Raw genomic sequence first — 18,961 nt, forward strand, 5'->3', positions numbered from 1 at the left:
GTACAAGAAGCGCAACACCGTCGAACGGACGATCAACAGGCTGAAGCAGTCCCGGGCCGTGGCCACCCGTTATGACAAGCGCGGCTACGTCTTCCTCGGCACCGCAACCACCGCAGCTCTACTGATCTGGCTTCGGAGTTGAGTCCCGGCCTCACAAAGCGATCGGCCGATATGCCAGGGCCTGATCGACCACCTCATCAGCCGAAAGATCCCGCTCCGAAGGCCAGAAGATCAAGCCACTGACGTGCCCAGACGGGCAAGCCAGGGTTCTGTCGAGCCTGCCCAGCCAACCGGCCACCTCGTCATCGGAGGCGCAGCCCGCATCCATGACGCGCTGCACCAGCGCGACTGCCTCCGCACGGCTCATCTCCACTGCACTCACCAGGCCCTTCCACCACAGCCACCGTAGTGGGACCAGTGATCGCCCGGACAGGTCCTAGTGGAACGGCTGCCGTAGTTCGACGTCGATACTCTCTTCGCGGGAGGTAGCGGTCACAGCCAGGGCACGTTACTTCCCGACCGCCCATCGTGGCCCCGGCGTGCAGAAGGGGAGCCCCGAAGGTCATGCCCGAGCTTGGAGGCGGAGGGCACGACCGAGGACTCCCCAATGCCGCGCCGGGATCACATCCGCCCGAGCGAAATCACGAGAGATGAATCCTGAAGCAACACCGCGAAACAGTACCTCAGGCGGGATGACGTCCCGTCTTGCCCAGGTCGGCCGTGTGGCTCCGGCCATTACCGCCCTCCTGGCCATGGTCGCCATCTGCTTGCTGGCCGCCCTCGGACACACGGAGCAGATCACCGCCGTGGCCCTGTTCGGCGGAACCGTCGCGGCCGGCGGCGTGATCGTTAACGTGACCGTCCATGTCCGCCGCTGACCTGATGGTCAGGCGCGGATAGCCTGCGAAACGCTCCGTCCCTGGCAGCTGACATGCCGGGGACGGAGCGTTGCCATGTCCGTGAGCTATCCGAGCCAGATGACTGGTGAAGAGGCAGTGTTCCAACCCTGCACTGTTCCTACCGGCATGCGGTGTTCCTCGCGTTCAGGCCCTCCGCCGCTGCGGCCATGGATAACCAAGCTGCTTGGCGTATTCCGGTGATCCGCCACAGACCTCGGCTGTCTGACGTGGGTCACCCGCCACGAGTTGCTCAGCAAGTCTCTCGGCCTGACTTTCAGGGTCGTCACTGGAGACGTCAAGCACCATCCGGAACTGCAGCCACGGGCGGTCTTCCCCGATGGCCGAGCGGCCCGGATGGAAGAGGAAGAGGTTGATCTGGTCGGGCTCCCAAAGCCAGGCGGACACACTGCCGAGTTCACATTCCCATCGTGCAAGCCAGCCGACGCGCTCTCTGAGGTCCAGCTCCAGCAGCCGGGCAACAGTGCGTGCTGGCCACTCCCAGCTGTGGTCCGCAACGGCTCGCTCTACCTCTGTCTGGTACTCCCGAGCATCGAACCAGAACTCAGGCAGGTCAACGTTGTCCTCGTCGGGGTTGCGCCACTCACTCCAGATCACGTGGTCGCCGTCGCGCCGGATGGTCACATAGAGGGCGCCGCAGCACCCTTCGGTGCACGTGGCCTCGGCCAGCCGCACCTCGTGCGGCTCAGGACCAGCCGTCAGAGGACCGTCCGGCAGCAAGAGGTACTTGGGATCTTCGCCCGGCCCTTCTGTGAACACCTCAGCCAAGATGTCCTCACTGTCGACCAGCGGTCGGACCTCCACGCTTGCACCCCTCTGCGGAAGATCAGGAACGACAACATGGAGGGTGAGGCAACGCTTCTTGGCAGTCATCGAACGATTGTCGGGCCTGCCACATCAAGGTGTCGCAGCATTTCTCGCGGATGGTCCCGTTACTGGTCCTTCAAGATCTCTCCGGCGGTTTCGCATCGTCGTTCGTGCAGGCAGCTAGGTAGTCCGCCCAGCTGTCCTGCGCGAACCGGGCCCACTTGTGCGCCGTGCCGGGGTCGATGCCCAGGAGATCGCTGACGACGATCGGGGGCAATTCCGCCACGAATTCGATCATGGCGGTGTTCCGCGCGCTCAAGCTCGGCAGGCCGTGCCGCTTCAATCGCGTGTGCGCCCACCCTCCGCCAATTGGGCGACTGGCAGGTCGGCCTGGCCAGAGGTAACGCGGTCCGTCTCCAGGTAGTTGCTCCAGCATCGAGACACGTGCAGGGTGCCGGATTTGCTCCTCTATGAGTCGACCCAGTTTGGGCGGCAGCAGGACCGGCTCGCGGTCGAATGTGACGTACCAGTCCGTCTCCTCCTTGTGGAAGCGGTCAGTGGTCAAGGTGACGATGCGGGTGACCTGCATCCCATAGAGCCTGACCATCGCGCCGATGATGCGGACGTCGAGCGGAAGTTGGTCGTCGTTGAGGCAGCGACGAAGTCGTCCGTAGTGCTCGTCCTCGGTGAGAAAGTGCGAGGCGTCGGCCTTGACCTCCGGGGGGAGTTTGATCCCGCTGGTGAGGCGGCGGGCGAGTGTCCAGCGGACGAACGCCCCGACCCCCTGGCGCCGTGTGGGATGCGTGGTGAGCCAGAGGTCGAGGGCTTCTTGGGTGAGGGCGCTCAGATCGAGCTGGTTCTCGTCGAGCCAGGTCATGAACAGGGCGGCGGTGCGGATGTCGGTGCGGTAAGTGCTGGCTGATCCGGCCGTGTAACGGCCGCGGGCAGCGCGGCGACGCGTATCGCGGAGCACCTGCCACTCGGCGAAGGGCCGAATGATGCGGGCTTGGTGGGCCGGCAGCGCGTCGGTGAAGTCGCGGAGCCAGAGTTCCAGTCGGGCCAAGGTCTCCTGCCTCCGGGGCAGAACGCCGGTGGCCACGAGGGTCTCGCGGACATGCCAGAGATTCTTGCCCTGGGGCAGTCCGTCCAGCAGTTCGTGAGTGATCTCGGCGTGTTCGGCTGCGAGCGTGGCCAGCAGCTTGGCGGACGGGCTTTGTCGGAGCCAGTAGATCACCGACCTCGGCCGCGCTGCCCCGGACAACGCGTCGGCCAGGGGCTGCAGTTGAGGGGCGATGATGCTGTCGGATCTGCTGAGGAGATCTTTCACGCGGTCGCTGGCCACGCAGCGGGTGCACTTGCCGTCGGCGTAGACATCGCCAGGGAAGCGGCACTGGCGGCAGGCGACGTTCAGCGCGTCGAGGCCGCAGCACGGGCCGCAGAGATCTTTCCCCGCCGGGGTGCGGCCGACCGGGACGCGGGTCTCGCTGCAGCGTGAGCACGGTATGGGGTTGCGTGCGCGACGTGAATGGCAGCCGGAACACAGCGGTCCGACGGGCCAGCCGACCATCCTCGGCTGCCTCGATCTCCCGCAGTCGGCGCACGCGCGGACGGGACGCGGCAGGCACGAGTTGCAGTGGAAGGCTCCTCCGCGGTGCCGGTGCCCAGGACGGACCCGAGCGCAGACACTGCACTCACCGAGACTGCCCTTGTAGCAGGCGCCGCAGATGTCGGGCTCGCCGTTGGCCGCGCGGACGTGGATCTGCCGGACGCGACCGCACTTTCCGCAGAGCCGTCCCGGGTTGTCGTGGCAGTGGCGACATACCGGACCGTTCTCGAGGATCGCGTAGACGCGCGCCAGGGTTCCGCAGCGGACGCACTCGCGGTGTTGCCGCGGGTAGCAGCCGGCGCAGAGCGGGGTTCCGTCGTCGCTGCGATAGGCCGGACGACGCTGGCGGCCGCATTTGCCGCATGCCTGCTGGAAAAGAGGGTCGTCGTGGTAGCAGCTGCGACAGATCGGACCGTCGTCCCGATAGGCGGCGACGGGGCTGTCCTGCTTGCAGCGGGCGCACTGCTTGAGCAGGTGCTGGTCAAGGCACCATCCGCAGCTGCGGCCAGCAGGTGTGAGCCGGCGCAGCGGAACGTCGGTTTTCCCGCAGTTCACGCAGCCCAGCGGGGTGATGGCTTCTCCGTGCCCGGCGGCCTGGAGCTGGTGCAGCAGCCGGATCAGGACGAGGGGGCAGTGCGGCGACGGCGCGGTCAGCGCGTCGGGGTTGTCGGTGACGTGCGCGTCCAGTTGGCGCGCGACGAGCGAGTTCCATGCCGTCGCTTGTTCGAGGATCTCCTGGGCGCCCGCGGCGGTGAGGGCGGGCCCGACCGCCTCACGCAGATGGGTGATCAGCCGGGCCCGAGCCTGTTCGAGCTCGTCCCGGCGGTGACGCTGGCGGGCGCTGAGCGGCATTACTGCTGGCCGGGGCGGCGGATGACGGTTCGCCGTGGAGTGGTCGGAGTCGGTCCGGTCGTCTCCCCCGCAGTCTTGCGGAGCGGCTTGTTGACGACCTCGGGCTTGATCAGATCATTGGGGGTGCACTCCAGGATGTCGCAGAGCGCGACCAGAGTGTCCATGCTCATTCGCTGCGGTGGCTGGGTGACCAGACGGTAGACCTGCTCGCGGGACAGGACGACCCCTCGCTCGGCGAGCAGCGGCACCAGGTCGGAAGTCTGGAACATCTGGCGCTCGGCCATCAGCTGCCGTAGCTGCCACTGGTAACCCATTTTCTTGATCATGCCGTTGCGTCCCAGTCGTCGCCGAGTCGGTTCTTCATGGAAGCCTCCAGCAGCTTGTTGCGGTACTCGTTCGAGACACCCATGTAGATCGCCGTTGTTCCGGCGTGGGAGTGGCCGACCTGCTCCTGGATTATCTTGAGTCCGGGCAGGCTTCGTTCCTGTGACCTTGGCGTTCGCGTTGAGGACGCTGTTGTCGAGGCGGAGTTGGCAACTGCGTTCTCGTAGCGGATGGCTGACTGATCGTTATCAGGGCGAGACGCGCTGCTGCGGTTCCTGATGGGGTGGCTCATCTCCGTGCGGCTGGTGCTGGGTTCACGAGGGTGCGGGTCCTGACGAGGGGTGGCGGGGCGGCCCGACTTCCTGATCGCGTTCGCGGGCCGCGGCCCGCTGCTGAGCGCGGTAGCGGTGGAGTGCCGGCTGGTCGCCGAGGTGTTCGGCAGCCGCGATTGCGGCGTCGAGGACTCCGTCCATCCAGAGCCGAGGAATTCCGTGCAGGTCCTGCTCGCTGGCGGCGAGCAGTCGGTGCGCTGTTGAGTCGTCGGGGGCGATCGGGACGAGGAGGAAGCGCTCCTTAACGAAGTGCCGCCATATTCCCTGGTCGAAGCCCTGCTTGTCGGGAGGCAGGCTGCGCTGGGCCTCCTGAAGTGTTTGCCGTGCGCCCGTGTAGTCGTCGGTTCGGCGTTGCAGCCGAGCAAGGGTGAGAAGTTTGCTCACCCTTGCTCCTGACCACGACGAATCACTGATCGCGACGGCTTCTTTCTGTACTTCCACGGCTTCGGCGAGGTAGCCGAGCTGAGCGAGGTGGAACTGCAGTGTGTTGAGTGTGTCGCCGGTCCGGGGCTCACCTGCCGCCCATTCGGTCATGAAGAGGCGGGATGCCTCGCGCTCGCCAAGGCGCGCGGCGTGGTGGGCCCACGACTTGAGTCCTTCGTCGGCCGGATCGGAGGGGAATCGTGTGCGTTGCCGGTCCAGCCATTCCTCGACGGCGGCATCGGTATGCCGGGGCGATGTGATGTCGCCCAGGATGCGTTCGCGGTCGGGGTGGGAGCTGGCTCGAACCGTCTCCGTGGCGGCGGCGATGCCTGCCGTGAGGAGATGGTAGAGGTGGTAGCCCAGCGCCGTATCGAAGCTGATGTTCTTGGCGTCCCAGTGCAGCCAAAGGTCCTCCGCCTGCCGGTGTTCGGCGACCAGGAATCCCGCCAGTGTCAGGTCGGGGGCCATGCCCCAGGGGACGGCCTCGCGGTAGTAGGTGGTCTGCTGCTGGAGCAGGAAGCGCAGGAGCGGCAGGTCCTGGGGGCGGCGGTCGTATTGCAGTGCCCACAGAACGGCGAAGCGGTCCGCTCTGTTGCGGTCGGCCACGGGACCCTCGTCGGTAACCTGGGCGCAGTAGGCCAGGTCGGCCCACATCGTCGGGTCCTGCCGTGCTCGTTCGAGGGCGCTTCTGGGTCTGTGCAGGAGCCGGTCCTGCTCTTCGGCGGTACTCATCGTCTTCCCTTCGCTTATTCTTTCGTGATTCTTTCTGCTCGTTGCTCGCCCAGTGCGCCGGCGAGTTGGTCGCGGAGTCGCCGGTTCTCCTCGGTGAGCTGCCGGACACGGGTGTTCGCGGCTTCGAGCCGCCGCAGCAGAGAGGCGTCGGAGGTCCGTTGGCGAGCAGGAACTGGAGACACGGGTCCTCGGTGGTTTGCTGCGCGCAGGCGTTCGACTTCAGCCCGCAGGTCCGGCTGGGCATAGAGCCAGGACCTGGACACTCCGGCCTGTTTCGCGACGGTCTCGAAGGTGACCGGCTCGCCCGCTGCGTCGAGAGTGCGGAGGGCCTGGACGGCCTTGGCGCGGGTGTACTCGCTGCGGCGGCGGGCTGCGTCGACGATGTGCTGGCTGTTGTCAGCTCGCATCTGCGGTCGCCTCCGGCTGATCGGGATCGGATTCCAAGGTCGTGATGATCTGCTCCAGATTGCCGAGGACCTGGCGGTTCATCTCGACCACCCGCGTTTGGCCGCGGGCCTCGGCGGCGGAGACGATCTGCAACAGCTGCTGTCGTTGCTCGCGGTGTTGTGGCAGGAACTCGGGGGTGGTGACGAACATCGGGCATGTCAGGCAAGCGTTGGCATGCGGACAGGTTTTCTGCACCGGCAGACCGCAGTAGCCGTTCGGTAGGGCCTGGGTCACGCGGCCGAGCCGCTGCTTGGCCCAGGTGGCCTCGGCCAGCGGACCGTCGGGATCGACGGTGACGCTTTCGCCCTTGATGTTGACTTTGCGGGCCTTCTCCCAGTGCCGGCGGACCGTGGTGTCGTGTAGCCGAGCGTAATGTGCGGTCATCTCACCCGAGGAGTGATCAAGAAGGACGCGTACGACTTCCTGCGGGACGTCCCGGTTGATCAGCCTGGTTCCAAAAGTGTGGCGCCATTGATGGGGTGTCAGGTGCACCGCCCGGCCGTGCTCGTCGCGGACGTCGCAGCGCTCCAGCCAGAGATCGAGCTGTCCGCGGTAGGAGTGCGTCGTCAGCGGTCGCGTGCCGTCGGGGTTCATCCGCGGGGCAGGAAACAGCCACCGGCTGCCCCCGGGCCAGCGCTCCAGGACGCGCTGCTGCTGGGCGGTGATCTCGCCCTCGACCTCCTCGTCGATGGGGACCAGGGCCTCGCGTTTCATCTTCCGGTTGAGATAGCGCAGGTAGGCGGCGCCGTCGGCGTCCCGGACGATGCAGTCGAAGGCCAGGTTGCAGGCGTCACCGACCCGCAGCCCGCACCGCATGAGGACCAGGGTCAGCACGCGGCCCTCGGGGTTGTGCCAGCGGTCGAGGTTGGCGGGCTGCTCGACCTGGGCCATGACCTGCTCGGCCAGCGCCCGGGGCAACCGCTTGTCGGGACGGGGGAAGTCGTCGGGGTAGAACGTCGCGTTCGCCGGAAGGGCGACGTCCCAGCCGTGGCGGCGCAGGGCGTGGAAGAACGCGTTCAGCGAGCCGATGTCCCGGCCGCGCGAGTGGACCGACCGCGGGTCGACGGCGAGATCGGCCAGGTAGCGTTCGAGTACCTTCCGGTCCACCGCAGCCAGACCGCCCGCGGCGACGCGCGCGTCGGCCAGGAAGCCGGAGAACCGGTTGAGCGCGAGGACGTCGACGACGGCCTGGTTGATGCTGCGGCCGATACTGAGCCGCCGACGCACGAACCTTTTGGCCAGCTCGCGCAACCACGGCTGGGCGATGCGGTCGAACCGCAACCGGGCCCGGGTGCCCTCGATCCCGAGCCGACGCAGCACCCACACATCGCGGGGGAACTCGCTCTCCCAGCCGCTGCCGCAGGCGAGATCCTCCAGATGCTCGTGCGCGTAGCGCAGGAACGCCAGCTGTCCGTTCTGGTCATGGCTGGCCCCGCGCATCGCGGCGAAGTACCCACTCCACTGCTCCATCGGCCACTCCAGCAAGGATCCGGCCTCGCTGGCGGCGGTCAACCGGATCACCGGCGAGACGGCCGAGCTATGGGTGTTGACCTGCCGCTCGTCGTGTCGGCACTGCAGCGCGTACTGCAATTCGAGCTTGAGCTGACGCTTGTAGTCCAGCGGCCGGAAGTCGAAGCGGTCGTCTCCGGCGGCCTCGCAGCGGCGTACGAACTCCTCGATCTCGGGGCTGCCGACGGCATACCAGCGGGACTTGTGGTTGTGGCAGAACGGCGACTTCCCCTGGGTCCACAGAGTGCAGAACGACAAGCGGCAGCTCGGGCGGCCGTTGTCGGCGACCGCCGGCAGATCCGCCACCCACTTCTTCTTCCCGGGCTTGTCCGCCCGTTCCCAGAAGCCGTGATGGCGCACGCACAGCCCTTGGCGGGCCGCACCGTAGCGGCAGCCGGCGACGGAGCACTCGGTCAGTTCAGTCCGCCCGACCGGGCCGGGGCCGGGATCGGCGATGAACGCTTCGATGTCCGGTCCTCCACGCCTCTGCCAGCGGTAGTAATGGCCGCGGCAGAGCTGACAGGTGCGAGGCTGCCGTGGGCATCCCGGAACCCGGCAGGATCGCAGACCAAAGATCAGCTCTCCCGGAGCGGGGATGAACACATCGACGCGGAACTCCGGCCGGACCGCGGCCATGAGTTTGCCCAGCAGCCCTGAGCTGGGAAGGGGAACAGCAGGAGTCGACTCGCTCACCAGCGGACCTCCCGCCCGGTCAGGAACCCGGCCTCCTCCAGGGCGCGACGGGCGTCCTCGACGGACAAGTGACCGTAAATATCCAGCGTGGTGGCGATCGAGGAATGACCGAGCAAGGTACTGACCACCTCGATGGGCACCTTGCGGCGCAGGAGCAAGGTGGCCCGGGTGTGCCGGAACCAGTGGGGGTCGAAGTCGATGCCGGTGGCACGGCGGATCCGCAGCACCAGGTCGTAGACAGCCGCGTAGGTCAGCGGGTGTCCGTAGGAGCCGCCCCAGAGGTTGACGAACATGTAGTCGCTGTCCAGGTCGCCGTACTCATCGTGGAGATAGTCCGCGTAGAGCCGGATGATCTCGGGGCCGACGGGGACGGTGCGGGGAGAGGCGGACTTGGCCCGTGCCCGGTTGTCATTGACTCGCGGAGTGACGATCAACTCGCCCTCCGCTGCGGCGAGATCCTCGTGCCGGAGACCAAGGGCCTCACCGATCCGGATCCCGGTTTCCCACAGCAGTGCGAACAAGAACCGGTCCCGCAGTCGGGGGCAGGCGTCCAGGATCGCCTGGACCTGAGCGGCGGTCAGGATGGTCGGGTGCATGCGAGGCGTCTTCAGCTTGATCGTTCGGCGTCGCTGGGGTTCACCGCCGGCCAGGTGATACAGAAACGGCTTCCAGCCCGTGCGCCGGGCTCGGACCGGCTGCAGCTCGGTGACCAGGTCGCCCAGATCCACACCGTGACGGGCATGGAAGACGTACAGACCGCTGACCGCCGACAGCTTCCGGTTGACCGTGGTCACCCCGCAGTGATGCTCCGCCGACGGCAGCAATGCGACCCGGCCGTCACGGCCCGCAGGCGGCAGCCGGAGCCAGGCGACGAACTCACCCAGGTCCTCCAGCCTCACCTCGCGCCAGTCCAGACCACGCCGGCCGAGGAAGACGAACCAATCCTTCAGATCGTGGGCACAAGCCTTGACCGTGTTCGGCGACCGCTCGATATCGGTCAGGTAGGCGAGGTAACGCTCGATCGGCTCAACTATCCCGCCCTCATCGCCGAGGACCGTCCACGACTCAAGCGACGAGGCGGGCATCAACACCCTCTGCACCAGCATCAAACCTCCCGGGGAACTGCGTGATGGACGGCGGTAGATAACCACCTCCACCACACAGATCTCCGCCCACCCCGGGCTCGTGCTGCACGTCATGGACACACCGCAGAGGACTCAAGAGAACCTGGACGAACCGGGCGGGGTAGCCGAACTCCGTCAGGTGCGTGATGTAACTGTGGCGCAAGCAGTGCAAGTCGAGGTCTTCGTCCAGGTCAGCGTCCTTCCGGGCCGCCACGAACGCCTCGTTGATCGACCTCGGTGAGAGTCGGCCGACCCGCTCGGTCACCCACAGCGCCGGGTGCCGGCCCGGTGAGAACTGCGGCCGTATCTCGGTCACCCAGTCCTCCAGGACGCCGACAGTCCAGTCCATCTCTGGGACGGTCAACACCGTGCGGCGCTTGGGTGGGGCACCCTTCGACGCTTTGCCGAAGCGCACCATGAGGCTGCCGTAGGTGCCGTACTTCGGTGCCTTGCGGCTCCGGCGAAGGTCGACCAGGTCCAGCTTGGACGTCTCGGTTCGCCTGGTGCCGAAGGCGTAGACCGCCTTGAGGACCGCCGCATCTCTCAGCGCGCACAAGGCGCCCTTGCGGCCCTGTCCCCGAATCTTGCTCGGGCGGGCGTCAGCGGCATCGAACAGGGCCTGGACCTCGTCGTAGGTCAGCGGCCGACGACGAGGATCGCCCTCGTACTCCACGGTGTGCAGAACCGAGTTGCCCTCGTGGAAGACCACTTGGGGCACTTCGCCGAAGCGCTCCTCGCAGACCCGGGCCCACTCGTAACGGGTGTCCAGGAGGTACTCCAGGAACAGGCCGATCGTCACCTCGTACGTACGTGCGGTCGACATCTGGATCGGCTTCTCGCCGCTTCGCAGGTGAGCGATGAACGCCTCACCATCAGCGGGTGACCACTGCCACGGGTACAGCCCCGTGAACTCCTCGAAGCGCTCCAGCAACCGGATCCGAGGATCGATGGTCGAGGACTTCAAGAACCTGGCCGACTGCTGCCTCGCCCAGCCCTCCTTCATCGCCCCAAATACGGCTGGCGCCGGGTCCAGATGGACGACGTTACGGGCCAGGACAAGGTGCGCCGAACCGGGCGCTCGCGTACTCACTATCCTGTTGTATCAGACGCAACAATGTTGAATCAGCGTGATAGCGTGCAGGTCAGCGTAAGACTCAAGCGCGGATCACCCTCAACGGCCTGCTGCTCTGACCAGCCGGAACGCCAATTCCGCCACTCTGAGCAATGTTGCATCAGATGCAATTCATCCCGTTTGATGTCCACGACGTACAGGCGTCCGGCGGGGCAGTTGATCCAGTAGACGGCGGTGAGCTGTCCGACCGCGGCGGAGCAGACGTCCTCGCCTTCGGGGTCGCGCGGGTTGAAGGGCGGGAAGGACCACCGGTCGCGGCCAGCGATGTCCGGGACGTCCCGCAGCATCTCCCGGGCGTGGTCGGGCAACTCGGCTGCGGTGTCTGCGGCTTGGGGCGACAGACAGACGGGCGGGCCATGGCGGTTGTCCGTCGCTCACGTACGGGCTCCGAGGACCTGGTCCAGGTCGATGCCGTCCGCGTCGTCGCAGCCGCCGGCGAGGAATGCGTCGACGGCCGGGGCGGAGGACAGGCGGGCCGGGCAGGTTCCGATGACGGTGTGGACCGGGGCGAGGCTGAAGCTGTGCCGGGCGTCGTCCAGGGCGCGCGCCCAGTCCTGCTCGAACGCCGGCACCCACGTTTCGGCGCGGTGGTCGGCACGGAGTGCCCGGAGCAGCTGGGCGGTGGCGGCCGGGGCCGGCGGTGCGGGGGCTTCCTCGGGCTGTGCGCTGATCGAGTCCTCCTGGCTGGTCGTATCGCCACCGTACGCGCGGTGCGGGGCAGTGGGGACGGACATGCCGTGATCCCTCATTGATACCCGTATACCGCCGCGGATCGCCGTAGCTCAGGCACGGTGAGGTCGTCAGCCCGACCGGGGAGAGACATCATTGCCACCAGAATCAAGCCCCTGGGACTGCTAGTCAGCGGGGTTGTAACGGGTAAACCGGACGGGGCGGTCCTCGTAACCAGGTGCGGTCCGTACAGACAGCTCAAGTCCGTCATCCGATGACTGAGCCCCCGTGATCTGTAGCGGGGGTGACTGCACCGTGACGGGGCCGACCTGGATGCCCTGGCCAAGGATCTCCACCTGGTGGTCTGTGACGAGACCGGTCATTTCAATAAGGCCTTGGGTTTCCACGAGTTCGCGGATTTGCGGAGTGTCGTTGGCGGTGATCGTGGCGGTCGTGGTGGCGCCGACTTCCGCGGTGCTACCCGTGAGAAGCGCGTAGGCGGTGCGGATGGCCACCTTGTCGGCGCTCGGGATGTCCACCGGCACCTCGAACGTGGTCACGGCCAACCTCTCGATCGCCACCAGCTGCTCGAGCAATTTGATCATCATGTCGGCTACCTGCTGGTCGACTCCCTCGGCAATCGGCACAGGCACGCACTCGGTGACCGGCTTACCGGCGAGCATCACCTGCAGGGTGTGATGAGGCTGAAGCGCGGCCGCGAAACGGACGACGTCGAGGCCGGCAGCAGGGCGCAGCCGGTCAACGATCTCGTACTTCAACTTGACCTGGAGCGCGCCGACGCTGTGGTCCATCCGCAGGCAGCACTCGTACGACCCGGTGACGTCGTTGCCGCTCAGGACGCTCCCGCTGATCCCCATACGCAGTGCCGTCATCTGTAGCCCGAGTACCGCGACGCGCTGGCCCTGTCCGTCCGTGATCAGCAACTGCGCGGTGTGATCGGCAGGGACCTCATGTCCTGATACCCGCAGTCTCATCCCGGGGCCGGGCTGTCCGTTGGGAAGTCCCAAGACCGCGGGGCCGTTCATTCGGAGATCCGCGATGTGCTCGCCCGGCACGTCCACCGGATCGCCGAAGGCGATGGCCCGCTCCCAGGCACGAGCGGTCTCCTGTGCTTCGGGAGTGTCCGCAAACGCCACCCAGAAGCCTGCTGGGCGGTCCCGCACCGCGCCGGGATAGGCGGGCAGCATCTCCACCGAGCAGTCTGCCCCTGGCCCTGCAGTCAGCTTGAACCGGTAGTGCGGTTCCAGTTCCGACAGCCGGTCGACCATGCCACGCATCCGTTGCATGGCTTCACCGGTGTCGGTGATGGGCCCCCGTTCGGGAACCAGCTTTCGCAGCAGTTCCTCCGTCTCAGCCATGGCATCGGCAAAGTAGAACCTGCGGACCTGCGGATGCTCGGTCAGCTGTGCCTCGATCCATGTGGCACCACGCCACTCCATCTGAAACGGGTACTGCGTACGGAGCCTCTCGAACCACTGCCACTCCCCCGGCGTCGGATCGATAGGAACGATCAGCTCCCAGCTGACGGGCAGGAGCTGTGCCGCTCGTGCGAGGGAGGATTCCACCTGCTTCCTGCGTCCATCCGTCACCCGGCCGGTGAACGACTTCATCTCGAAGACGTGCAGCCCCTCCGGGGACGTGAACTGTGCGTCCCGGCCGCCGTCGCCGCCAGCACCGTCGATCCTCTGGACGTTGGGATGCATCCGGCTCAGCAGAACCGCGATGCCCTTCTCGAAGGAATTAGGGTCATCGGGCCAAGCGATGCCGCTCATTCTGTCGCCGTCCTTATGAATTCGCCTTCAGTAATCCAGGTCGAGATAATCGATGTCGTTGATTTCGACGTCCGAGAGTCCCATAGCGCGCCCTCCGCCGTCCTGGAAATACACCTCTTTGAATCCTTCGGCAATGATCCCACGCATCTGCTGGTCGCTGGCAGCCGCGTTACGGGCCTCGAGGAGGCGCTGCGCGTACGCCGGGGGTAGGTGCACGGTCAGTCGGCGGAAGCGTCCGTCGTCGTTCGTGCCGACGGGCGCGGTGTAGCCGAACCGGGCCCTCGTCTCCACGGTGATGCCGCCGGAGGTCGCAGCCTGCTTCTGTCGGCGCTTGCGCACCTGCGGCTGCCACCGCTGCCGTTCCGCGTCGTCGATCTTCGCGGCGACGTCCGCGCGGGCGTGCTTGCGGGCGCCGCGCCGGTAGCGGTTCACCGAGTCGGCGGTGACCCCGAGCTCCTGCGCGACGGCCTTGGCGCTGCCGAACTGCTTGAGCAAGTAGCCGATCTGACTCTTCAACGTCTTCGGCGGCTGGCGGGTGAAGCTCTCCCGGTCGGCCCGCTCGATCGCGTCGTCGATCTCGCCCACCGGCTATTCCCCTTCGTCCAGGACGGCGTCGCCGCCCTTGATGTGGCGGGCCGGATTGAGGCCCTTCTCCATCAGGTCGACCGCCCACAGCGTCGACTGGACACCCTCCAGCTTCGCCAGGCCCGGCGTCGGCCCGAGACGAAAACCGCCGGGCTGCGGCTTACCGGACGCCGCGTACGGCAGGAAATCCAGCGGACTCTCGCCCGGCGACGGGTAGACGACGCAGTCGGACAGCACCGCGAGCGGGTACAGGCCCATCATCTTGACCATGTTGTTGAGCTTGCGGTGCATGTTGACCCGGGCCTTGCTGATGACGGCGGCGCGGATGTCGGGGCGCCAGGTCGGGCGTACAGGGCCGTCCACCGCTCGCCGTCCTTGTAGGACTTGCCCTACGGGCGTTCGCGGAGCTTGCCGACGCCGCCCTTCACGGTGGCCTTGATGGCGGCGAGGACGGCGGCCATCGCCGGGTCGGCCTGCTTGTGCTGCTCCATCGCGGCGAGGAAGGCGCGGTCGTCCAGGTCCTTCGTGACGCCGAGGTCGGCGAGGGTGTCGACGTACGCGGTCTTCAGCCGGTCGTGCCACGGATCCAGGTACGCACCGGTCTCCCGCCGCAGGTACCCCTCGATCGGAGCCACGTTGAAGCCGAGCTCCTGGGCGTAGGCGACGGTGTGCGTCTGATACCAGGCCGGGCCCGTCGGGCGCTCGCCGGTCGGCGTGAACGGCGAGGGCAGGCGCGGGTCCAGCTCGATGAAGGAGAGGTCGACCAGCCAGGAACCGGGGATCTTCGGGTTGAACGCCGGGGTGTGGAAGTGGTCGGGAGCGGAGAGACCGACGACCAGGCGGGCCGCAGAGGCGAGGAACGCGGTGTTGAGGTCCAGGCCGACCGCGAAGGGCAGCCTGCAGTCCTCATCGCTGAGCAACTCCACCGGCGCACCCACTGGTACGCCTCCTCGTTGAGGAACCCGCCCCTCCAGTCGGAGTGCACGACCACAGGGTGCTCCGGGGTGGCCTCCGGCGGCGCCGGGTCCACCGGCTCCGTCCCCAGCGAGCCCGCGTTGTAGCCAGACACCCAGTTCCCGGTTGCCAGGTCCTGCACGGCCTTCGTCGGCGGACGCAGCGCCGTCATCAACTCCAGACCGGACACGGCCGTCGACCCGCGCGGGGTGATGACCCGGGTCGCGTACACACCAAGGACGCGGGCGATGTCGGCCGCATCGAGGTCCTCCACGCCGGGCCAGGACCGCTCATCAAAGGCATCCCACGAAAGGATCGCCAACTGCACACACTGCCGATCACGCCCCTGCGCCTTGCGGTAGACCCTTGCCCACGGGCCGAACCCGCGCTGCGTCAACTGCCACCGCGCCTTCGCCACCTCCTTGACCACCGGGTGATCCTCGGGCAGTCGGAGGGAGCGGCGCTGATCATCCCTCCAGTCGCTCCGGCAGACCCGGCTTCACGGCGGCAGCGGCGGTGAGCACGATCAGCGGGTCGGAGTCCTTGCCGTAGCGGTTGAGCTTCGCAGCCCCGAGGCCGGACTCGCGCAGCGTCCACTCCACCAACTCCGGGATGGTGGTCGCCGGGCAGTCGAGCACGATGCCGCCCACGCCGTACGCGGAGCCGTCACCGTCCAACACCGCGAGTGGGCCGTGCGGGAATCGCGGGTCGACGGCGGGCTTCGCGGCCTTCTTCGCCGCCGGACGCCGCGACGACGAACACCGGTGGATCTTCGACGAACTGATCACCCCGACCGTCCTGGCGGGCGTCACGCCCCGGGACGAGCCGCGCGCCCTGTACGTCCTGGGGCAGCCCGGTGCGGGCAAGCTACGGACCGCCAGGATGGTCCGGCGCGCGATGCGCACCGGCACGACCCGGCTGGTCGGCGACGACTTCAAGGCCTCGCACCCCGACTACTTCCAGCTGCTGCGCGACGATCCCCGCCGTGCCGGGGCTGCGATCCGTACCGACTACCGCGCCTGGTTCTCCCGGGCCGAGGCGTACGTACGCCGTCGCCGCGGCGACGTCCTGATCGAAGCCGCCCCCGGCAGCATGGAGGAGTTCCTCGACAGCGCACTGCCCTTCGCAACCGACGGCTACCCGGTCGAACTCGTTGTCCTGGCCGTCCGCGCGGCCGTCCGCGCGGCCGACAGCCGGCTCGCCACCGCGCTGCGCTACGCCCGGGCGCTGGAGATCGGCGGCACCGGCCGGTTCACCACACGCTCAGGGCACGACACCTGCTACCGGCCCCTCGCCGACATCGTCACCGCCGCCGAACGGCACCCGCAGATCACGGCCATCACCGTGCTGCGCCGTGACGGGCAGGCCCTGCTGCGCCACGAAGCCGACGGCTCCGGCCGGGCATCGTGGGCACTCGCCGCGGAACGGCTCCGCCCCTATACCGAGCAGGAAGCCACGATGTTCCTCCAGCTCCACCACGCGCTGCGCCGGGCGCTGCCCCGCCACCGCGCCGAGCTGGACGACATCGCCGCGCTCGACCGGCCCCTGATGCCCCCTCACCTGCAACCGGCCCGCATCGACCGGCCGGGCCAGCCCTTCTGGCCCCGGCCCGTACGACGGCAGACCTCCGGCTACGACTCCTTGAGTTCCTTCAGCCGGGCCGCGTAGACCGCGGCAATCCGGGCCTCTTGTGCCGGATCGGCGCTCGCCAGCAGTGCCTGGTCGGCGAGCGCGGCCTCACGGCCGGCCTTCAGCTCCTGGATCCGTTCATCGTCGGGCACCGGCGCACGGCGTTCCGCGACGATCTGCGCGTTGTACCAGGCCACCACTTCCCACACGATGTCGTCAGCCTGCTGGTCCTCGCCCCCCGCCCAGGCCGGAGAAGTCGGGCTCGTCTGGTGTGCCGGACATGGCAACTCCCTTGATCGTCGAACGGGCCGCCATTGTCCTCCGGGTGGCCGTGCGGGGCGTCGTGGTCACCGGTCTTGCAGGGCCCGGTACTTCTTCTCCCAACGACGGTCCTTGAAGCGCGAGAGCCAGCGCCAGTCCCGGACCCACCGGCGAGCGCGGCCGGTCCGGCTGTCGAGCACGTGGTATTCGGGATGGGCCAAGCGAACGACGTCCTGGTCGACCCCCAGCGAGATGCCGAAGAAGCTGCCGTCCTCGAGTTCCTTGTACGAGGCCATGCCGCTGACGACGACCGTGTTGACCACTGCACGCGCCCGGTAGGCAGCCAGATGGTCGGGCGGAAGCCGAGGTAGAAAGTCGTTCTCGTTGTCGAACCAGTTGGGAAACGGTGCGACGGCCTTGTATCCGATGTCGTTGACCCCGACGTACCACGATCTGTAACCGCCAAGGTTGCCGAAGTAGTGGCACTCCCAGTACCCGAACCGGCGGTTGCCGATCCAGGCACGATGCTCTTCGACGCTGCCGAGCACTGCGAAGGGGGTCTTCCCGAGCCGGATGCGCGTATCGCCGATCATCACGCGCGGCCGGAACCACCAGCTGGTCGTCGTCAGCCCGAACATCACCACGGCGTCCTCCGCGGACCAGGCGACGAGGTACCCGAGCCGGGCCAGGGGCCAGGTCCGTACCGTGATCTCGACTTTTCGGTCGTCGTCGACGGCTTCTTCGTCTTCGGCGGCGGACAGACGGTGGCACGTCATCGTCGACTGCCACTTCGGCTCACCGAGCAGGGACTCGACATAGTCGTGCCGGACACCGGGGGCGATCTTGCGGAGGCGCGCGGTGAGATAGCGGCGAAGACCGATGGTGCGGCGCCATCCGCTGGTGACCGTCTTGGCGAGGCTCCAGCAGGCTACGAGCACCCCGGCCATCGTCCACACGTTCAGGGTGGTGCTGTACCAGGGCTCGGGATCGGGCGTCATCGCTGAAGAATGCCGTACACCCGCCCGCCCGGGCACGGGTCCGGTCGCCGCCGTGGAGCGGGCCTCCTCCCCAAGAGCGGTGCTGCGGGCATACGTTGGACCCCACAGGTGATCATCTTTCGGGAGTGGATGTGACGGGCGGCCGGGATCTCAGGTCGCTGTTCAGTACAAACGACCGCAGCGTGCAGGCTGACGAGGCGTTCACGAACCGGTCCTCGCAGTGGGAGACTGTCGCGGGCCGCGAGGGTCGGCAGCCGTGTCTTGTGACGGGCGACAGCAGCTACCCGAGCCGAATGCCACCCGCCGCCTCTGCCCGATCGAGCAGAACCTCTTGGATGCCCACCGCAACCACGGCACTCTCGGCTTTGTCTCCATCCTCATGACAGTGAACCGGCGGCCTCGATCAATCCCGAATGCCCGGGAGCTACGCCTGTGGAAGGTCGGCCGGGCTCTGACCGTCACTTTCGTCGCTGCGGTCCTGATCGCCGGCGGCGTCTTCTACGGCTTGGTCGTCCTGCTGGACTTCCAGGAGATCGACAGCACCGCGAAACTCGACGCGAAGACCCTCTTCGACCTGGTGAAACTCTCCTTCGGAGTAGTCGCCGGGTCCGGCGCCCTCGTCGCCCTGGTCGTCGCCTACCGCCGCCAGCGCGTCGACGAAGCCGGCGCCCACCGGGAAGCCACCCGACTCCACACCGAACGCTTCTCCCAAGCCGTCGACAAACTCGGCTCAGACTCCCCCGCCGTCAGGCTCGGAGGCGTCCACGCCCTGGCAGGACTCGCCGACGACGCCCCCGACGACAGCCTGCGACAGACGTGTATCGACGTTCTGTGCGCCTACCTCCAACTCCCCTTCACCCCCGACCCCGGCAACGAGCCCGCCCATCAGGATGAACACCACCGCTACCTGGCCTTTCGCAAGGTCAGGCACACAATCCTGCGCCTCATCGGCGACCACTACCGACGTCCCCGGGGAACCCACCGCTCCTGGCAGGGCTGCGACCTCGACCTCACCGGCGTCACCATCGACGGCATCATGAACTTCCGCGGTGCGGTGTGGGAGTGTAAATCTAACGGCGGATCCGACGATCATGGGAGAGGCGTCAAGTGACTGACACCGCCGTGGAGTTGGAGACCGTGGAACCTGTCGAGAGCACCCTGTCCGGGCAGCCTG

19 protein-coding genes and 2 pseudogenes are annotated in these 18,961 nt (G+C 67.3%); 4 read left to right on the forward strand and 17 right to left on the reverse strand.

Features of this window, described 5'->3' with window-relative positions; all coding sequences use genetic code 11:
- A pseudogene (locus tag CW359_RS43955) lies at positions 1-142 on the forward strand (IS5/IS1182 family transposase); the annotation flags it as partial.
- Positions 143-151: 9 nt separating this feature from the next.
- Here CW359_RS43955 and CW359_RS43960 read toward each other — a convergent pair.
- On the reverse strand, positions 152-367 hold the full coding sequence (locus tag CW359_RS43960) for an e9imm peptide (RefSeq protein WP_198655612.1): 216 nt from the start codon (positions 365-367) through the stop codon (positions 152-154).
- Between the two features lie 325 nt (positions 368-692).
- On the opposite strand from CW359_RS43960, the gene CW359_RS43965 reads away from it, so the two are divergent.
- Positions 693-878, forward strand: coding sequence for a hypothetical protein (locus CW359_RS43965; RefSeq protein ID WP_105975883.1), 186 nt, complete (start codon positions 693-695; stop codon positions 876-878).
- 165 nt (positions 879-1,043) lie between these two features.
- Here the strand turns inward: CW359_RS43965 and CW359_RS43970 are convergent, their stop codons facing one another.
- The 14 genes and pseudogenes from CW359_RS43970 to tap form a co-directional block, all read right to left on the reverse strand.
- The gene (locus CW359_RS43970; RefSeq protein WP_105975884.1) at positions 1,044-1,790 is read right to left on the reverse strand and encodes a hypothetical protein; all 747 of its coding nucleotides are present in this window, start codon (positions 1,788-1,790) and stop codon (positions 1,044-1,046) included.
- Between the two features lie 70 nt (positions 1,791-1,860).
- Positions 1,861-4,182 (reverse strand): XRE family transcriptional regulator, encoded by a 2,322-nt coding sequence (locus tag CW359_RS43975; RefSeq protein WP_232838867.1) that lies wholly within the window; start codon positions 4,180-4,182, stop codon positions 1,861-1,863.
- A complete protein-coding gene (locus CW359_RS43980; RefSeq protein ID WP_105975885.1) occupies positions 4,182-4,508 on the reverse strand; it encodes a helix-turn-helix domain-containing protein in 327 nt (108 codons plus the stop codon). The genes CW359_RS43975 and CW359_RS43980 overlap by 1 nt, the downstream gene beginning before the upstream one ends.
- Complete coding sequence (locus tag CW359_RS47010) at positions 4,505-4,798, reverse strand: hypothetical protein (RefSeq protein ID WP_232838868.1); 294 nt, start codon at positions 4,796-4,798, stop codon at positions 4,505-4,507. Before CW359_RS47010 ends, CW359_RS43980 begins: the two co-directional genes overlap by 4 nt.
- A 22-nt stretch (positions 4,799-4,820) precedes the next feature.
- Entirely contained in the window at positions 4,821-5,993 is a 1,173-nt protein-coding gene (locus CW359_RS43990; protein ID WP_232838869.1) for a hypothetical protein, read from the reverse strand.
- A gap of 14 nt (positions 5,994-6,007) precedes the next feature.
- Positions 6,008-6,400 carry a DUF6262 family protein gene (locus tag CW359_RS43995; protein ID WP_105975886.1) on the reverse strand — a complete coding sequence of 131 codons (393 nt, stop codon included), beginning with the start codon at positions 6,398-6,400 and terminating at the stop codon, positions 6,008-6,010.
- Positions 6,390-8,309 carry a tyrosine-type recombinase/integrase gene (locus tag CW359_RS44000; RefSeq protein ID WP_232838870.1) on the reverse strand — a complete coding sequence of 640 codons (1,920 nt, stop codon included), beginning with the start codon at positions 8,307-8,309 and terminating at the stop codon, positions 6,390-6,392. Before CW359_RS44000 ends, CW359_RS43995 begins: the two co-directional genes overlap by 11 nt.
- 329 nt (positions 8,310-8,638) lie before the next feature.
- Positions 8,639-9,748 (reverse strand): tyrosine-type recombinase/integrase, encoded by a 1,110-nt coding sequence (locus CW359_RS44005; protein WP_105975888.1) that lies wholly within the window; start codon positions 9,746-9,748, stop codon positions 8,639-8,641.
- Entirely contained in the window at positions 9,708-10,769 is a 1,062-nt protein-coding gene (locus CW359_RS44010; RefSeq protein ID WP_105975889.1) for a tyrosine-type recombinase/integrase, read from the reverse strand. Before CW359_RS44010 ends, CW359_RS44005 begins: the two co-directional genes overlap by 41 nt.
- Before the next feature lie 119 nt (positions 10,770-10,888).
- Positions 10,889-11,185 carry a hypothetical protein gene (locus CW359_RS46130; protein ID WP_198655609.1) on the reverse strand — a complete coding sequence of 99 codons (297 nt, stop codon included), beginning with the start codon at positions 11,183-11,185 and terminating at the stop codon, positions 10,889-10,891.
- A gap of 87 nt (positions 11,186-11,272) precedes the next feature.
- Complete coding sequence (locus CW359_RS44020; protein WP_232838871.1) at positions 11,273-11,632, reverse strand: DUF6247 family protein; 360 nt, start codon at positions 11,630-11,632, stop codon at positions 11,273-11,275.
- A 120-nt stretch (positions 11,633-11,752) separates the two neighbouring features.
- A complete protein-coding gene (locus CW359_RS44025) occupies positions 11,753-13,360 on the reverse strand; it encodes a hypothetical protein (protein WP_105975890.1) in 1,608 nt (535 codons plus the stop codon).
- A gap of 27 nt (positions 13,361-13,387) precedes the next feature.
- A complete protein-coding gene (tpg, locus tag CW359_RS44030) occupies positions 13,388-13,945 on the reverse strand; it encodes a telomere-protecting terminal protein Tpg (protein ID WP_105975891.1) in 558 nt (185 codons plus the stop codon).
- Positions 13,946-13,948: 3 nt separating this feature from the next.
- Positions 13,949-15,579: pseudogene (gene tap / locus CW359_RS47015) on the reverse strand (telomere-associated protein Tap).
- Between tap and CW359_RS44040 the strand changes: the two are divergent.
- The gene (locus CW359_RS44040; RefSeq protein ID WP_408647595.1) at positions 15,539-16,567 is read left to right on the forward strand and encodes a zeta toxin family protein; all 1,029 of its coding nucleotides are present in this window, start codon (positions 15,539-15,541) and stop codon (positions 16,565-16,567) included. The pseudogene tap and the gene CW359_RS44040 overlap by 41 nt on opposite strands.
- On the opposite strand, the gene CW359_RS44045 is transcribed toward CW359_RS44040, so the two are convergent.
- On the reverse strand, positions 16,531-16,728 hold the full coding sequence (locus tag CW359_RS44045; protein ID WP_232838872.1) for a hypothetical protein: 198 nt from the start codon (positions 16,726-16,728) through the stop codon (positions 16,531-16,533). The genes CW359_RS44040 and CW359_RS44045 overlap by 37 nt on opposite strands.
- A 147-nt stretch (positions 16,729-16,875) precedes the next feature.
- The gene (locus CW359_RS44050; RefSeq protein WP_105975892.1) at positions 16,876-17,787 is read right to left on the reverse strand and encodes an ETEC_3214 domain-containing protein; all 912 of its coding nucleotides are present in this window, start codon (positions 17,785-17,787) and stop codon (positions 16,876-16,878) included.
- Between the two features lie 379 nt (positions 17,788-18,166).
- Between CW359_RS44050 and CW359_RS44055 the strand changes: the two genes are divergently transcribed.
- Entirely contained in the window at positions 18,167-18,898 is a 732-nt protein-coding gene (locus tag CW359_RS44055) for a hypothetical protein (RefSeq protein ID WP_232838873.1), read from the forward strand.
- Positions 18,899-18,961 lie beyond the last annotated feature (63 nt).

Origin of the sequence: Streptomyces geranii, assembly GCF_002954775.1 — a bacterium.
Lineage (GTDB): Bacteria > Actinomycetota > Actinomycetes > Streptomycetales > Streptomycetaceae > Streptomyces > Streptomyces geranii.

Coding starts and splice junctions, on each gene's coding strand:
- CW359_RS46130 (WP_198655609.1), bottom strand. CDS start 11,185: ATGCTGCGGGACGTCCCGGACATCGCTGGCCGCGACCGGTGGTCCTTC.
- CW359_RS43965 (WP_105975883.1), top strand. CDS start 693: ATGACGTCCCGTCTTGCCCAGGTCGGCCGTGTGGCTCCGGCCATTACC.
- CW359_RS43975 (WP_232838867.1), bottom strand. CDS start 4,182: ATGCCGCTCAGCGCCCGCCAGCGTCACCGCCGGGACGAGCTCGAACAG.
- CW359_RS44055 (WP_232838873.1), top strand. CDS start 18,167: ATGACAGTGAACCGGCGGCCTCGATCAATCCCGAATGCCCGGGAGCTA.
- CW359_RS43970 (WP_105975884.1), bottom strand. CDS start 1,790: ATGACTGCCAAGAAGCGTTGCCTCACCCTCCATGTTGTCGTTCCTGAT.
- CW359_RS43980 (WP_105975885.1), bottom strand. CDS start 4,508: ATGATCAAGAAAATGGGTTACCAGTGGCAGCTACGGCAGCTGATGGCC.
- CW359_RS44040 (WP_408647595.1), top strand. CDS start 15,539: ATGCCGCCCACGCCGTACGCGGAGCCGTCACCGTCCAACACCGCGAGT.
- CW359_RS44020 (WP_232838871.1), bottom strand. CDS start 11,632: ATGTCCGTCCCCACTGCCCCGCACCGCGCGTACGGTGGCGATACGACC.
- CW359_RS44010 (WP_105975889.1), bottom strand. CDS start 10,769: ATGAAGGAGGGCTGGGCGAGGCAGCAGTCGGCCAGGTTCTTGAAGTCC.
- CW359_RS43960 (WP_198655612.1), bottom strand. CDS start 367: ATGAGCCGTGCGGAGGCAGTCGCGCTGGTGCAGCGCGTCATGGATGCG.
- CW359_RS44005 (WP_105975888.1), bottom strand. CDS start 9,748: ATGCTGGTGCAGAGGGTGTTGATGCCCGCCTCGTCGCTTGAGTCGTGG.
- CW359_RS44025 (WP_105975890.1), bottom strand. CDS start 13,360: ATGAGCGGCATCGCTTGGCCCGATGACCCTAATTCCTTCGAGAAGGGC.
- CW359_RS44050 (WP_105975892.1), bottom strand. CDS start 17,787: ATGACGCCCGATCCCGAGCCCTGGTACAGCACCACCCTGAACGTGTGG.
- CW359_RS43995 (WP_105975886.1), bottom strand. CDS start 6,400: ATGCGAGCTGACAACAGCCAGCACATCGTCGACGCAGCCCGCCGCCGC.
- CW359_RS47010 (WP_232838868.1), bottom strand. CDS start 4,798: ATGAGCCACCCCATCAGGAACCGCAGCAGCGCGTCTCGCCCTGATAAC.
- CW359_RS43990 (WP_232838869.1), bottom strand. CDS start 5,993: ATGAGTACCGCCGAAGAGCAGGACCGGCTCCTGCACAGACCCAGAAGC.